The organism is Anaeromyxobacter sp. SG66, assembly GCF_022690805.1.
GTDB lineage: Bacteria > Myxococcota > Myxococcia > Myxococcales > Anaeromyxobacteraceae > Anaeromyxobacter > Anaeromyxobacter soli.
The window spans coordinates 1-14,867 of the sequence record NZ_JALCZC010000100.1 but is presented as its reverse complement, the minus strand read 5'-3'; the positions used below and the strand labels follow the sequence as shown (position 1 = coordinate 14,867).

The window sequence follows — 14,867 nt, the reverse complement described above, 5'->3', positions numbered from 1 at the left end:
CGACGCCGCGGAAGCGGCGAAGCCGCTCGCGGCGTCGCACGGGACCCGGCGAGCCGGGGTGGGGCCCCGACGAGCTTCGCTCGGCGGGGCGGGGGCGCAGCCCCCGTTCGAACATGGCTAAACGACAGCGTGATTCGCGGCACCGAAGGTGATCGCGAATCACGAACTGTCGTTTAGCGAAGGGCCTCGCCGGTCGTCGCAGGGAGGACCTTGCCGTACTTCACGCCACGTGTCGCCACGAGGCTCTCGGCCATCTGCAGGATCTCGCCGGCGCGCCCGCGGAGCACGAGCACCTCCAGGCAGTTGTGCGCGTCCATGTGGACGTGGAGCGCGGAGACGACCGCCTGGTGGTTCTCGTGCTGGATGTGGGTCAGCTTCTGCGCGAGGCTCGAGGACTCGTGGTCGTACACGACGGCGACCACCGCGACCTGCTCGCCGCGCTCCGACTCGGACCACTGGCGCTGGACGAGCTGGTCGCGGATGAGGTCCCGCACGGCCTCGGAGCGGTTGACATAGCCCTTGCGCTCGATGAGCTCGTCGAACTGCTCGAGCAGGCTGCGCTCGAGCGAGATGCCGATCCGTTCCAGCATGGCGGCATCGTTAGCAGCGCGCCCGGCGAGCCGCAAGCCGGCCGCCGGGACGAGCGAGCCCGCCACCCGTGACACGGGGGCGGGCTCGCGGGTTCGCCGGATCTCCGGGCGACGGGCTACGCGGCGTCGCGCTCGCCGGGCTGCAGGTAGCGGTGGAGGAACTGCTTCGTCTTCAGCTCCACCTGGCGGACGCGCTCGCGCGACACGCCCCAGCGCTTGCCGATCTCCTCGAGCGTGCGCGGCTGATCCTGCTCGAGCCGGTTGTGGACGATGTCCCAGCCCAGCTCGCCGATGCGCTTGCGGACCTTCCCGAGCGCGTCGCGGACGTCGCGGTCGCCTTCGCCCTGCAGGTAGGTGTCCTCGGGGCCGGGGCCCTCGTCCTCGATGCGCTCGAGGTGGGTGGCGTCACCCTCCTCGTCGATGGCGCTGTCGAGCGACAGGTCCGGCTGCGCGACCGTGCCGCTCTGCGGGCGCACGGTGGAGCGCGCCTCCTTCAGATACTTCCCGATGTAGGCGCGGATCCACCAGACCGCGTACGTCGAGAAGCGCGTGCCGGCGTGCGGATCGAACTTCTCGACGGCGCGCATGAGGCCGACGTTGCCTTCCTGGATGAGATCGTCGAGCCGCACCGTGCCGCGGCGCTGCTTCCGCGCGATGGCGACCACGAACGCCAGGTTGTGGCGCACGAGCTTCTGCTTCGCGCGGACGTCGCCCTTGCGCGCGCGGAGCGCGAGCGCGTGCTCTTCTTCGCGGTTCAGCGGCGGATAGTCGCGGACCGCCTTGAGGTAGGGAGCGAGCTCTTCGAACTCCCTGCTGCTCTTCTGAGTGGTCGCCGTCCTCATTTACTGGTCGCCTCTCTGGCCTGCGTCGAAGTGTCCCGGGTAGGTTACGTAACGTGACTTTATGAAAGCGGACTCATCGAGTCAAGTATCCCCCATATGCCCGTAGACCCTGGAAGTCTTCGGCGACATCGGGGAACCGCACACCACGCAAGTCCGAAGTGCCGCAGAATATGAACACGATTTGGGAGTTGGCATTCGTCAAGCGCGTGCCCCCTCCCACGACCCCCAGACAAGTGCCGAATATTGCTCCACATCAATTCCGGCACCGACCCGTCCGAGACTCACCGTCCGTGCGGGCGCCTGGAGCTAAGCGGCTGCTTACGCCATCTCGAAACACTGCGTTGCGCCAGATCAAAAAGGAAAGGGCCCGGCCCCTCTTGGGACCGGGCCCGGTTCCGGGCTCGAGCTGACGCGCGGCGGAGCGGCTACTCCTCCCCGCTCGCGACGGCGAGGGCCTCCTCGGCCTCCTCCACCGCGTCCACCGGCGTCTCGACCTCGATGTCGAGGTGCTTGTAGTGCGGCAGGCCGGTGCCGGCGGGGATGAGCCGGCCCATGATGACGTTCTCCTTGAGGCCGCGGAGGTGGTCGACCTTGCCGCTGATCGCGGCCTCGGTCAGCACCTTGGTCGTCTCCTGGAACGAGGACGCCGAGATGAACGACTCGGTGGAGAGCGAGGCCTTGGTGATGCCGAGCAGGAGGGGCTCGCCCTGCGCCGGGCGCCCACCCGCGGTGATCACCTTCTCGTTCTCCTCCTCGAACACGAACTTCTCGACCTGCTCGTCGGCGAGGAAGTTCGTGTCGCCCACGTCGACGATCCGCACGCGACGCAGCATCTGCCGGACGATCGTCTCGATGTGCTTGTCGTTGATCTTCACGCCCTGGAGCCGGTAGACCTCCTGGACCTCGTCCACCAGCCAGCGGGCGAGCTCCTTCTCGCCGAGCACGCGGAGGATGTCGTGCGGGTTGGCGGCGCCGTCCATGAGCGCCTCGCCCGCACGCACCCGGTCGCCCGTGTGCACCGAGATGTGCTTGCCCTTCCCGATCAGGTACTCCTTCGCGAGGTCGGGCCGGAGCTTGCCGTCCACCTCGGGCGTGATGACCACCTTGCGCTTGCCCTTCGTGTCCTTGCCGAAGGCGACCACGCCGTCGATCTCGGAGATGACCGCGTGCTCCTTGGGCTTGCGGGCCTCGAAGAGCTCCGCGACGCGCGGGAGACCGCCGGTGATGTCCTTCGTCTTCGTGGTCTCGCGCGGCATCTTCGCGATGACGTCGCCGGCGTCGACCTCGTCGCCGTCGTTCACGACGAGGTTCGCGCCCTCGGGGAGCATGTAGCGGGCGTCGGCCTCGGAGTTGGCGAGCTTCCGCGTCTTGCCCTCGGCGTCCTTGATCGAGATGCGCGGGCGCGCGTCGGGATCCTTGGAGGCGATGACCGCCTTGCGGGCGAGGCCGGTGATCTCGTCGACCTGCTCCGAGATCGTGACGCCGTCGATGAGGTCGCCGTACTTCACGCGCCCGGCCACCTCGGTGATGATCGGCATCGAGTACGGGTCCCACTCCGCGAGGAGCGTGTTCGTCTCGATCTTCTGCCCCTCGCGCACGAGGAGCTTCGCGCCGTAGACGACGCCGTAGCGCTCGCGCTCGCGGCCCTGATCGTCGGTGACGATGATCTCGCCGTTGCGGTTCATCACGATGAGCGTGCCGTCCTTCTTCTTCGCCACGCTCACGTTGTGGAACTTCACGAGGCCGGGGTTCCGGTTCTCGATGGTCGACTGCTCCGCCCGCCGGGACGCCGCGCCGCCGATGTGGAACGTGCGCATCGTGAGCTGCGTGCCGGGCTCGCCGATCGACTGCGCGGCGATCACGCCGACCGCCTCGCCGATGTTCACCTTGCGGCCGCGGGCGAGATCGCGCCCGTAGCACTCGACGCAGATGCCGCGCCGCGCCTGGCAGGTGAGCACCGAGCGGATCTTCACCTTGTCGATGCCGGAGTTCTCGATGAGCTTGACCCGGTTCTCGTCGATCTCCTCGTTCGCCTTCACCAGCACGGTGGTGGCGAACGGGTCGTGGATGTCGTCGAGCGCGACGCGGCCCAGGATGCGCTCGCCCATCGGCTCGATGATCTCGCCGCCCTCGACCAGCGCGCCGAGCGTGATGCCGTCCATCGCGCCGCAGTCGTACTCGGTGATGATGGCGTCCTGCGCGACGTCGACGAGGCGCCGGGTGAGGTAACCGGAGTTCGCCGTCTTGAGCGCCGTGTCGGCGAGGCCCTTTCGAGCGCCGTGCGTCGAGATGAAGTACTGCTGGACGTTCAGGCCCTCGCGGAAGTTCGCGGTGATCGGCGTCTCGATGATCTCGCCGGACGGCTTGGCCATGAGGCCGCGCATGCCGGCGAGCTGACGGATCTGCTGCGCCGAGCCGCGGGCGCCGGAGTCGGCCATGATGTAGATCGGGTTGAACGACGGCTGCTTGCGCTCCTCGCGCTTGCCGTCCTTGCCCGGGCCGACGGCCGTCTCCTGGCCGATCTGGGACATCATCTCCTGGGCCACCTCCTCCGTGACCTGCGCCCAGATGTCGATGACCTTGTTGTACCGCTCGCCGATGGTGATGAGACCCTCGGTGTACTGGGTCTGGATGTCCTCCACCTCGCCCATCGCGCGGTCGAGGAGCTCCTGCTTCCTCCTCGGGATGATCATGTTCTCGAGCGCGATCGAGATGCCGGCTCGCGTCGCGTTCCCGTAGCCCATCGAGCGGACGCGGTCCGCGAGGAGCACCGTCTCCTTCTCGCCGCAGAGGCGGTAGGTGAGGTCGATGAGGTTCTGGAGCTGCTTCTTGTCCATGACCTTGTTGATGGACTCGAACGGCAGCCGCTTCGGCACGATGTCGTAGAGGAGCACGCGACCGACGGTGCTCTCGACGCGGGTGCCGTCGAGGCGCACCCAGATCTTCGCCTGGAGCTCGACCTCGCCCTGGTCGTAGGCGGCGCGGACCTCCTCCGCGCTCGCGAAGACCTTGCCCTCTCCGCGGGCGAACGCGCGCTCGCGGGTCATGTAGTAGATGCCGAGGACGATGTCCTGGCTCGGCACGATGATGGGCTTGCCGTGCGCGGGCGAGAGGATGTTGTTCGTGCTCATCATGAGCACGCGCGCCTCCATCTGGGCCTCGATGGACAGCGGCACGTGCACGGCCATCTGGTCGCCGTCGAAGTCGGCGTTGAAGGCGGTGCAGACGAGCGGGTGGAGCTGGATCGCCTTGCCCTCGATGAGGACCGGCTCGAACGCCTGGATGCCGAGGCGGTGCAGCGTCGGGGCGCGGTTCAGGAGCACCGGGTGCTCGCGGATCACCTCGTCGAGGATGTCCCAGACCTCGGGGCGCTCCTTCTCCACCATCTTCTTCGCGCTCTTGATGGTGGTGACGTAGCCCTTCTCTTCGAGCTTGTTGTAGATGAACGGCTTGAAGAGCTCGAGGGCCATGATCTTCGGCAGGCCGCACTGGTGCAGCTTGAGCTCGGGGCCGACCACGATGACGGAGCGGCCCGAGTAGTCGACGCGCTTGCCGAGCAGGTTCTGGCGGAAGCGGCCCTGCTTGCCCTTGAGCATGTCGCTCAGGGACTTGAGCGGGCGCTTGTTCGGCCCGGTGATGGTCTTGCCGCGGCGCCCGTTGTCGAAGAGGGCGTCCACCGCCTCCTGCAGCATCCGCTTCTCGTTGCGGATGATGATGTCCGGGGCGTTCAGCTCCTGGAGCCGCTTCAGGCGGTTGTTGCGGTTGATGACGCGGCGGTACAGGTCGTTGAGGTCGGAGGTCGCGAACCGGCCGCCGTCGAGGGGGACGAGCGGGCGGAGGTCGGGCGGGATGACCGGGATGACCTCGAGCATCATCCAGTCCGGCTTGTTGCCGGACGCGACGAACGCCTCGACGACCTTGAGCCGCTTCGCGATCTTCTTCCGCTTCGCGTCGCTCGTCGCCTCCTTCATCTGGGCGCGCAGCTCGGCCGCGAGGCCGTGCACGCCCTCGCCGTGCCCCTTGTCCGCGGGGCCGACGACCTTGAGGAGCTCGAGGACGGCCTCGCCGCCCATGCCGGCCAGGAACGCCTCCTCGCCGAACTCCTCCATCGCCTTGTGGTAGCGCTCCTCGGAGAGCAGCTCGGCGCGCTGGAGCGTCGTCTCCTTGGGGTCGATGACGATGTACGACTCACAGTAGAGGACCTTCTCGAGGTCCTTCAGCGTGATGTCGAGGAGGTTGCCGATGCGGCTCGGCAGCGACTTGAGGAACCAGATGTGCGCGACGGGCGTCGCGAGGGTGATGTGGCCGAGCCGCTCGCGGCGGACCTTCGACTGGATCACCTCGACGCCGCACTTCTCGCAGACGACCCCGCGGTGCTTCATGCGCTTGTACTTGCCGCAGTTGCACTCGTAGTCCTTCACGGGGCCGAAGATCTTCGCGCAGAACAGGCCGTCGCGCTCCGGCTTGAAGGTCCGGTAGTTGATCGTCTCCGGCTTCTTCACCTCGCCGTGCGACCACTGGCGGATCTTGTCCGGGCTCGCGAGCGAGATGCGGATCGCGGAGAACGACAGCGGATCCTTCGGCTTCTCGAAGAAATTGAAGATGTCCTTCACGTCTTGACCTCGTCCAGCAAGAAGGGTCTCTGAACCCCCCCCCCCGCCGCCCCCCCCCCGCGGCCCCCCGGGGGGGCCCCCCCCCCCCCCCCCCCCCCCCCCGGGCCCGGGTTACGCGGTGTTCTTCTCGGCCGCGGCGCCGCGCGGCGTGCCGAGCGGCCCGCCCAGGTCGCCCTCGGCCTGCTCGCGGGCCGCCTTCGCCTCCGGCGTCTCGAGGAGCTCGACGTCGAGCGCGAGGCTCTGGAGCTCCTTGATGAGCACGTTGAACGACTCGGGGAGGCCGGACTCGAGCGTGTTCTCGCCCTTGACGATCGCCTCGTACATGCGGGTGCGGCCGACCACGTCGTCGGACTTCACCGTGAGGAACTCCTGGAGCGAGTAGGCCGCGCCGTAGGCCTCCATCGCCCAGACCTCCATCTCGCCGAGCCGCTGGCCGCCGAACTGGGCCTTGCCGCCGAGGGGCTGCTGCGTGACGAGCGAGTACGGCCCGATGGAGCGGGCGTGGATCTTCTCGTCCACGAGGTGGTGCAGCTTCAGCATGTACATGACGCCGACCGTGACGTCCTGGTCGAACGGCTCGCCGGTGCGGCCGTCGAAGAGGATCGACTGCATCGTCGCCGAGCCCTCGCCGAGGAGCGCCTTCATCTCGTCCTCGCGGGCGCCGTCGAACACCGGCGTCGCGACGTGCATGCCGTCTCGCAGCTTCATCGCGAGCTTCGGCAGCTCCTTCTCTGGCAGCTCCTCGATGAGCAGCCCGAGCCGCTCGGAGGCGCCGTCGACGCCCTCGAACGCCTTCTTCAGCTTCTTGCGGAGCTGATCGGGGCCGAAGTTCTTCTCGACCATCTCCTGGAGCCGCCAGCCGACGTTCTTCGCCGCCCAGCCGAGGTGCGTCTCGAGGATCTGGCCCACGTTCATGCGGGACGGGACGCCGAGCGGGTTCAGGACGATGTCCACCGGCCGGCCGTCCTCGAGGTACGGCAGGTCCTCCTCGGGGAGCACGCGCGAGACGACGCCCTTGTTGCCGTGGCGGCCGGCCATCTTGTCGCCGACCGCGAGCTTGCGCTTGATGGCGACGTACACCTTCACCATCTTGATGACGCCCGGCGGGAGCTCGTCGCCCTTCTTCAGGCGGCCGATCTTCTCGCCGAAGAGGAGCTTCACGAGCTCCTTCTGCTCCTCGAAGTTCTCGACGATCTTCCGCGCCAGGTCCTGCACGTCGCCCTCGACCGCGATCTCGCCCCAGTAGCGCTGGGGGATCGTGTCGAGGAGCGCGTCGTCGAGGACGTCGCCCTTCTTGAGGAGCTGGTTGCCCTTGTCGTCGACGAGGCGGCCGGAGACCTCCTTGCCGAGGAGCAGGCGGCGGATCTTCTGGAACGCCGAGTCCTGGATGATGCGGATCTCGTCGTTCTGGTCCTTGAGGAGCTTCGCCTCCTCCATCTCCTCGATGGCCTTCGCGCGCTCGTCCTTCTCGACGCCCTTGCGGCTGAAGACCTTCGCGTTGATGACCGTGCCGGAGACGCCCGGCGGGACGCGGAGCGAGCTGTCGCGGACGTCGCCCGCCTTCTCGCCGAAGATCGCGCGGAGGAGCTTCTCCTCGGGCGAGAGCTGGGTCTCGCCCTTCGGCGTGATCTTGCCCACGAGGATGTCGCCCGGCTTCACCTCGGCGCCGATGCGGATGATGCCCGACTCGTCGAGGTCCTTCAGGGCCTCCTCGCCGACGTTCGGGATGTCGCGGGTGATCTCCTCCTTGCCGAGCTTCGTGTCACGCGCGACGCACTCGAACTCCTCGATGTGCACCGACGTGAACACGTCCTCCTTGAGGAAGCGCTCGGAGAGGAGGATCGAGTCCTCGAAGTTGTAGCCCTGCCAGGGCATGAACGCGACGACCACGTTCTGGCCGAGCGCGAGCTCGCCCATCTCCGTCGCCGGCCCGTCCGCGATGACGTCGCCCTTCTTCACCCGCTCGCCCGGCTTCACGATGGGCTTCTGGTTGATGCAGGTGTTCTGGTTCGACCGCTGGTACTTGATGAGGTTGTAGATGTCGACCTCGTTCGCGACGTCGGTCGCGGAGGTCGGCACGTCGGCCTTCACCACGATGCGGGCGGCGTCGACGGACTGGATGACGCCGTCGCGCTTCGCCACGACGCACACGCCCGAGTCGCGCGCGACGATCCCCTCGATGCCGGTGCCGACGAGCGGCGCCCGCGTGCGGAGGAGCGGCACCGCCTGGCGCTGCATGTTCGAGCCCATGAGGGCGCGGTTCGCGTCGTCGTTCTCGAGGAACGGCACGAGCGAGGCGGCGACGGACACGAGCTGGTTCGGGCTCACGTCCATGAGGTCGACCTCGTCCGGGCGGGCGTTGATGTACTCGCCCTCCTTGCGGCACGAGACCATGTTCCCCGTGAACACGCCCTTCTTGTCCACCGGCGCGTTCGCCTGCGCGATGATGTGCTTCTCCTCCTCGAGCGCCGAGTAGAAGGAGACCTCCTCGGTCACCCTCCCCTTCTCGACCTTGCGGTACGGCGTCTCGACGAAGCCGTACTCGTTCACGCGCGCGTGGGTGGAGAGCGACGCGATGAGGCCGATGTTCGGGCCTTCAGGCGTCTCGATCGGGCAGATGCGGCCGTAGTGCGTGGAGTGGACGTCGCGCACCTCGAAGCCCGCGCGCTCGCGGGTGAGGCCGCCCGGCCCGAGCGCCGAGAGGCGCCGCTTGTGCGTCACCTCGGAGAGCGGGTTCGTCTGATCCATGAACTGCGAGAGCTGGCTCGACCCGAAGAACTCCTTGATGACCGCCGTGACCGGCTTCGCGTTGATGAGGTCGTGCGGCATGAGCGTCTCGATCTCCTGGAGGCTCATGCGCTCCTTGATCGCGCGCTCCATGCGAACGAGGCCGATGCGGTACTGGTTCTCGAGCAGCTCGCCGACCGCGCGGACGCGGCGGTTGCCGAGGTGGTCGATGTCGTCGACGTCCTTGTTCGGCGTGCCGTTCTTGAGGTCGATGAGGAAGCGGACCACCTCGAGGATGTCGCGCTTCGTCACGACGGTGTTGTCGAGCGGCTCGTCGATCCCGAACTTGTGGTTCAGCTTCAGGCGCCCGACCTTCGAGAGGTCGTACCGCTCCGCGTTGAAGAACAGGTTGACGAACAGGTTCGTCGCGGTCTCGGGCGTCGGCGGATCGCCGGGGCGGAGGCGGCGGTAGATCTCCATGATCGCCTCCTCGGGCGTGGAGATCTTGTCCTGGATGAGCGTGTCGCGGAGCGACGGCAGGACGTTCAGGTTGTCGATGAAGAGGACCCTGAACTCGAGGATGCCGCGCTTGCGGAGCTCCTCGATCTTGGCCTCGGTGACCTCCTCGTTGACCTCGAGGAGCACCTCACCCGTGTCGGCGTCCACCACGTCTTCGGCGGAGATCTTGGTGTAGACCTCCTCCGGCTCGATCGGCAGCGACTTCATCTTCGCCGCGACGAGCTTCTTGATCGCGCTCTCGGTGAACTTCCGGTTCTTCTTGACGATGATCTCGTTCGTCTTCGGGTCGCGGATGTCGCGCGTCGCGCGCTGGCCCTTGAGCAGGTCCGGGTTCAGGTCCTTCTCGAACTTGCCCTTGCCTTCGACCCGGATCGTCTCGGTGTCGTAGTAGTACTTGAGGATCTCCTCGGCCGAGCCGTGGAACTCGACCGGGCTCTTCTTCGCCGTGTCCGGCACGCCGCCGAGGGCGCGCAGCAGCACCGTCGCGGGGAGCTTCCGGCGGCGGTCGATGCGGACGTAGAGGATGTCCTTGTGGTCGAACTCGAAGTCGATCCAGGACCCGCGGTACGGGATGATCCGGGCGTTGAAGAGGAGCTTGCCCGACGAGTGGCTCTTGCCCTTGTCGTGGTCGAAGAACGCGCCCGGCGAGCGGTGGAGCTGGCTGACGACGACGCGCTCCGTGCCGTTGATGATGAAGGTCCCGTTCTCCGTCATGAGCGGGATCTCGCCGAAGTAGACCTCCTGCTCCTTGACGTCGCGGATCGACTGCGCGCCCGTCTCCTCGTCCTTGTCCCAGACGACCAGGCGAACGACGACCTTGATCGGCGCCGAGTACGTCATGCCGCGCTGATGGCACTCGTCGACGTCGTACTTGGGCTTCTCGAGGTGATAGCTGACGAACTCGAGCGAGCTCGTCTCGTTGAAGTCCTTGATCGGGAAGACCGACTTGAAGACGCCCTGCAGGCCCGTGTCCTCACGCTTCTCGGGCGGGACGTCGGCCTGGAGGAACTTGTCGTAGGACGATTTCTGGATGGCGATGAGGTTGGGGATCTCGGCGATCTTGTTGATCTTCCCAAAGTTTCGCCGGATTCTGAAGTTGTTCTGGATCGTCGTCGCCATCGAGTTCGGTCCTCTGTCCCTTCGAGACCCGTACAAACAGGTCTAGCCGGCCAGCAGGCCGGCTACCCAACTGCGTCCGGCCGAAACGGCCGGGATTCCGGAATCAGTGAAAGGGATACGGGTTCTTAACGACTCCACCCTCACCCGTCAAAGATTCCAACGTGAGCCACGGCGAGGCGGCTTGCAACTCCGCCCCGCCGTGCGCACGCCTCGCTACTTGATCTCGACCTTGGCGCCGGCGGCCTCGAGCTTCTTCTTGAGCTCGTCGGCCTCCGCCTTCGCGACGCCACCCTTGACCTCCTTGGGGGCGCCCTCGACGAGGTCCTTCGCCTCCTTGAGGCCGAGGCCCGTGATCGCGCGGACTTCCTTGATCACGTTGATCTTGTTCGCGCCGGCGTCCGCGAGGACGACGGAGAACTCCGTCTTCTCCTCGACCGGAGCCGCGGCGGCAGCCCCGCCACCCGCGCCGGCGACCATCACCGGAGCGGCGGCGGAGACGCCCCACTTCTCCTCGAGCTGCTTCACGAGCTCGGCGGCCTCCATCACCGTGAGGCCCGACAGCTGTTCCACGATCGTGTTGAGATCGGCCATTTCCTTCTTCCTTCTCTTTGTTCCGGGGCGCCCTTCGGGGCGCCCGCAGCGTCTGGCCCGCGCGACCTTCCGCGCGGGCGGTTCACGTACCGTTTAAGACTGCTTCTCGAGCTGCTCGCGGCGCGCGCCGAGGACACGGGCCAGCTGCTGGCCCGGGGCCCCGATCATGCGGGCGAGCTGGGTCGCGGGCTGCGCGATCATCGCGGCGATCTGGCCGCGGAGCTCCAGGAGCCCCGGCAGCTTCGCGAGGGACTGGATCCCCTTCGCGTCGACGACCCGACCTTCGATCACCGCGGTGCGGATGGTGAAGTTCTCGCGGTCCTTCATGAACTCCGCGAGGAGCTTCGCCGGCGTGACGACGTCGCCGTAGCTCATGACGAGCGCCGTCGGCCCCACGAACTTCTCCGCGATCGGCTCCACCGGCGTGCCCTTGGCGGCGCGCGCGGCGAGGGTGTTCTTCACGATGCGGTACTCCACCTTCGCCTCGCGCAGCTTGCGCCGAAGCTCGGTGACCGTCGCGACGTTCAGCCCCTTGGGCTCCGCGAGGATGGCCGCCTTCGCCTTCGCCATCTTCTCGTGGAGCTCACCGATGACCTGCTCTTTTTCCGTCCGGTTCAATTAGTCTCACCACCTTTCGGACCGGCCGGCGTTCGCCGGCGCGGTTTCGCTCGGGGTTCGGACCGGACGTCCGGTACGAAGACCCCCTGGCCAAGCAGGGGACGCTGCGGAGAGGCTGCAGGTTCCCGTCTCGGCGGGTCGGACCCTCGCGGATCCGCTTGGCCGCTCGCTCGCCCCGGAACTGCGCTCGCACCCGGGGCCGTTCGCGGGCCCGCTGTCTTGGACCAGAAACCCCGGCGGCGTCATGCCGCCGGGAACTCCAGAAACGTGTCGCTAGCCGTGCTGCGCGGCGAGCTCGGCGAGGTCGAGCTTGATGCCCGGGCCCATCGTCGTGGAGAGCGTCACGTTCTTCACGTACACGCCCTTCGCGGTCTGCGGCTTCGCCTTGTAGATGATCTCCATGATCGCCGAGAAGTTCGCCTTGAGCTTCTCCGGGTCGAAGGAGGCCTTGCCGAACGGCACGTGGACGATGCCCGCCTTCTCGACGCGGAACTCGACCTTGCCGGCCTTCTGCTCCTTCACGGCGCGGGAGATGTCCGCCGAGACCGTGCCGACCTTGGGGTTCGGCATGAGGCCGCGGGGGCCGAGGACCTTACCGAGGCGGCCGACGACGCCCATCATGTCCGGCGTCGCGAGCACCTTGTCGAAGTCCATGAAGCCGCCCTGGACCTTCTCCGCGAGATCCTCGGCGCCGACGATGTCCGCGCCGGCCTCCTGGGCCTCGCGCGCCTTGTCGCCCTTCGCGAACACCGCGATCTTGACCGCCTTGCCCATGCCGTGCGGCAGCACGACGGCGCCGCGGACCACCTGATCGGCGTGCTTGGGGTCGACGCCGAGGTTGATCGCGGCGTCCACCGTCTCGTCGAACTTCTTCGTGGCGGTCTGCTTCACGAGGCTCATCGCCTCGTCGAGCTTGTACCGCTTCACCCGGTCGACCTTCGCGACCGCCGCCTTGTACTTCTTCGCAACGTGAGCCATGTCCGTGTCCTCCTCGCGGCTAGCCGACGACGTCGATGCCCATGGACAGCGCGGTCCCCTCGACGGTCCGCATCGCGGCCTCGAGGCTGCCCGCCGTCATGTCCTGCATCTTCGTCTTCGCGATCTGCTCGACCTGCTTGCGCGTCACCTGCCCGACCTTCTCCTTGCCGGGCTTGTGCGCGCCGGAGCCCTTCTTCTTCTCCGTGTGGAGGCCGGCCGCCTTCTTCAGGAGGATCGCCGCGGGCGGGGTCTTCAGCTGAAAGGTGAAGGAGCGGTCCTGGTACACCGTGATGATGACCGGGATGATGAGCGCTTCCTTCGCCTGCGCCTGCGTCGCCGCGTTGAACTGCTTGCAGAACTCCATGATGTTCACGCCGTGCTGGCCGAGCGCCGGTCCCACGGGCGGAGCCGGGTTCGCCTTGCCGGCGGGGAGCTGCAGCTTGATCTGTCCAGTGACCTTCTTCATCGCTGCTCCTCGAGGCCGCAGAGGCGGCCCCGCGTGGTCGAACGAGCCGTTGACTCGGCTCTCCCACGTATTCGCCCGCGGTGACTCACCGCGGGCGGTGCCACACTACGTCTTCTCCACCTGCATGAAGTCGAGCTCCACCGGCGTGGCGCGCCCGAAGATCGAGACGAGCACGCGCAGCTTGCCCTTGTCCGGCTTGACCTCCTCGACCGTGCCGTTGAAGTTCGAGAACGGGCCGTCGATCACGCGGACCTGATCGCCCTCCTCGAACTGCACCTTCGGCTTGGGCTTCAGCGAGCCCTCGGAGATCTGCGTCGTGAGCCGCTGCACCTCGATGTCCGACACCGCCGGGACCTCGTTCGGCGTCTTCGCATTCCCGACGAAGCCCGTCACCTTGGGCGTCCCCTTCACGAGGTGCCAGGTGTCGAGCGTCATCTCCATGTTCACGAGGATGTAGCCCGGGAAGAACTTGCGCTTCGAGGTCTTCTTCTCCCCCTTCACCATCTCCTGGACCACTTCCATGGGGATGAGGACCTCGCCGAACTGCTCCTGGAGGCTGTGCTGCCGGACGCGCTCCTCCAGCGACTTCTTCACCTTGTTCTCGAAGCCCGAGTAGGTGTGGACGACGTACCACTTCTTCGCCATTTGCGCGTCTCCGTGTGGTCGCCCCGTGCCCCGCCTAAACGCCGCGGGAGCCACCGGCGGCCTTCCGCCGCCCAGGGCTCCCGTCGCTCGTGAGCCTGTCGAAACCGCTCGGCCGCGAGCGACCTAGTAGACCTTCGAGCTGAGCCAGCTCCAGACGAAGTCGAACACGCCGAGGACCACCGCCGCGACGGCCGACGCCACGATCACCGCGACCGTGGCGGCCCGCGTCTCGCGCAGGCTCGGCCACGTGACCCGGCGAAGCTCCAGCGCGATCTCGAACGAGACCTGCTGGGTCTTCGGGTAGCGCCACACCCCGATCGCGAGCACGACCGCCAGCGCGAACCCGACGACGGTCGAGAGCGTCCAGTCCCCGAGCACCGCGAAGTCGTTCACGCGGGTATACGAGAACGCGAGCGCGAGGATGCGCTCGAAGAACACCCCGACCGCGATCGCGGCGAGCACGTAGAAGATCACGACGATCCGCTTCGGCTGCTCGACCCCGCCCACGTTTTCCATGGCTCGCCCTTCGGCCTTCGTGCGGCATGGGGGCGGGACGCGTTCGGCGCCCCGCCCCCGTCGGTTTCTGCTCGGTTCGTCCTGCCTCGATTGGCAGGCCAGGAGGGATTCGAACCCCCAACCCGCGGTTTTGGAGACCGCTGCTCTACCGTTCGAGCTACTGGCCTATCCCCGGCGGCTTCGCGCTACTTCGTCTCCTTGTGCTCCACGTGCTTGCGGCAGCGCGGGCAGTACTTGGACAGCGCGAGCTTGTCCTGCGTCTTCTTCTTGTTCTTCGTGGTCGTGTAGTTCCGCTCTTTGCAGGTCTTGCACTCGAGCGTGATGATGCTGCGATTCCCGGCCATGGGATCCCTTCCTTACTGGATCACCTCGGCCACGACGCCGGCGCCGACCGTGCGGCCACCCTCGCGAATCGCGAACCGAAGCTCCTTCTCCATCGCGATCGGGGTGATGAGCTCCACCTCCATCGCGATGTTGTCCCCGGGCATCACCATCTCGACACCCTGCGGAAGCTGAACCGAACCCGTGACGTCCGTCGTGCGGAAGTAGAACTGCGGGCGGTAGCCGTTGAAGAACGGCGTGTGGCGCCCACCCTCCTCCTTCGTCAGGACGTACACCTCGGCCTTGAACTTGGTGTGCGGCG

Annotated in this window: 11 protein-coding genes, 1 tRNA gene and 1 pseudogene; all 13 read right to left on the bottom strand. The window is 67.0% G+C overall.

Translation table 11 applies throughout. The features are described from left to right. Positions 1-173: 173 nt before the first annotated feature. A complete protein-coding gene (nikR, locus tag MNZ39_RS19610; RefSeq protein ID WP_242340774.1) occupies positions 174-590 on the bottom strand; it encodes a nickel-responsive transcriptional regulator NikR in 417 nt (138 codons plus the stop codon). A gap of 116 nt (positions 591-706) precedes the next feature. After that, positions 707-1,432, bottom strand: coding sequence for an RNA polymerase sigma factor RpoD/SigA (locus MNZ39_RS19605; protein ID WP_242340773.1), 726 nt, complete (start codon positions 1,430-1,432; stop codon positions 707-709). 425 nt (positions 1,433-1,857) lie between these two features. Next, complete coding sequence (gene rpoC, locus MNZ39_RS19600; RefSeq protein ID WP_242340772.1) at positions 1,858-6,045, bottom strand: DNA-directed RNA polymerase subunit beta'; 4,188 nt, start codon at positions 6,043-6,045, stop codon at positions 1,858-1,860. A gap of 111 nt (positions 6,046-6,156) precedes the next feature. Beyond that, a complete protein-coding gene (gene rpoB, locus MNZ39_RS19595; protein ID WP_242340771.1) occupies positions 6,157-10,410 on the bottom strand; it encodes a DNA-directed RNA polymerase subunit beta in 4,254 nt (1,417 codons plus the stop codon). A gap of 213 nt (positions 10,411-10,623) precedes the next feature. Next, positions 10,624-11,001, bottom strand: coding sequence for a 50S ribosomal protein L7/L12 (gene rplL / locus MNZ39_RS19590; protein ID WP_242340770.1), 378 nt, complete (start codon positions 10,999-11,001; stop codon positions 10,624-10,626). 93 nt (positions 11,002-11,094) lie between these two features. Next, complete coding sequence (gene rplJ, locus MNZ39_RS19585) at positions 11,095-11,619, bottom strand: 50S ribosomal protein L10 (RefSeq protein ID WP_242340769.1); 525 nt, start codon at positions 11,617-11,619, stop codon at positions 11,095-11,097. Between the two features lie 273 nt (positions 11,620-11,892). Next, entirely contained in the window at positions 11,893-12,597 is a 705-nt protein-coding gene (rplA, locus tag MNZ39_RS19580) for a 50S ribosomal protein L1 (protein WP_242340768.1), read from the bottom strand. 19 nt (positions 12,598-12,616) lie between these two features. Next, positions 12,617-13,063: a 50S ribosomal protein L11 gene (gene rplK, locus MNZ39_RS19575; RefSeq protein ID WP_012097009.1), complete on the bottom strand. Its 447-nt coding sequence runs from the start codon at positions 13,061-13,063 to the stop codon at positions 12,617-12,619. A gap of 105 nt (positions 13,064-13,168) precedes the next feature. Continuing rightward, the gene (gene nusG, locus MNZ39_RS19570; protein WP_242340767.1) at positions 13,169-13,708 is read right to left on the bottom strand and encodes a transcription termination/antitermination protein NusG; all 540 of its coding nucleotides are present in this window, start codon (positions 13,706-13,708) and stop codon (positions 13,169-13,171) included. Positions 13,709-13,831: 123 nt separating this feature from the next. After that, positions 13,832-14,224, bottom strand: a complete 393-nt coding sequence (gene secE / locus MNZ39_RS19565) for a preprotein translocase subunit SecE (protein WP_242340766.1) — start codon at positions 14,222-14,224, stop codon at positions 13,832-13,834. 91 nt (positions 14,225-14,315) lie between these two features. After that, positions 14,316-14,391 (bottom strand) — tRNA-Trp (locus MNZ39_RS19560). 18 nt (positions 14,392-14,409) lie between these two features. Then, positions 14,410-14,568 carry a 50S ribosomal protein L33 gene (gene rpmG, locus MNZ39_RS19555; protein ID WP_242340765.1) on the bottom strand — a complete coding sequence of 53 codons (159 nt, stop codon included), beginning with the start codon at positions 14,566-14,568 and terminating at the stop codon, positions 14,410-14,412. A gap of 12 nt (positions 14,569-14,580) precedes the next feature. Beyond that, a pseudogene (tuf, locus tag MNZ39_RS19550) lies at positions 14,581-14,867 on the bottom strand (elongation factor Tu); the annotation flags it as partial.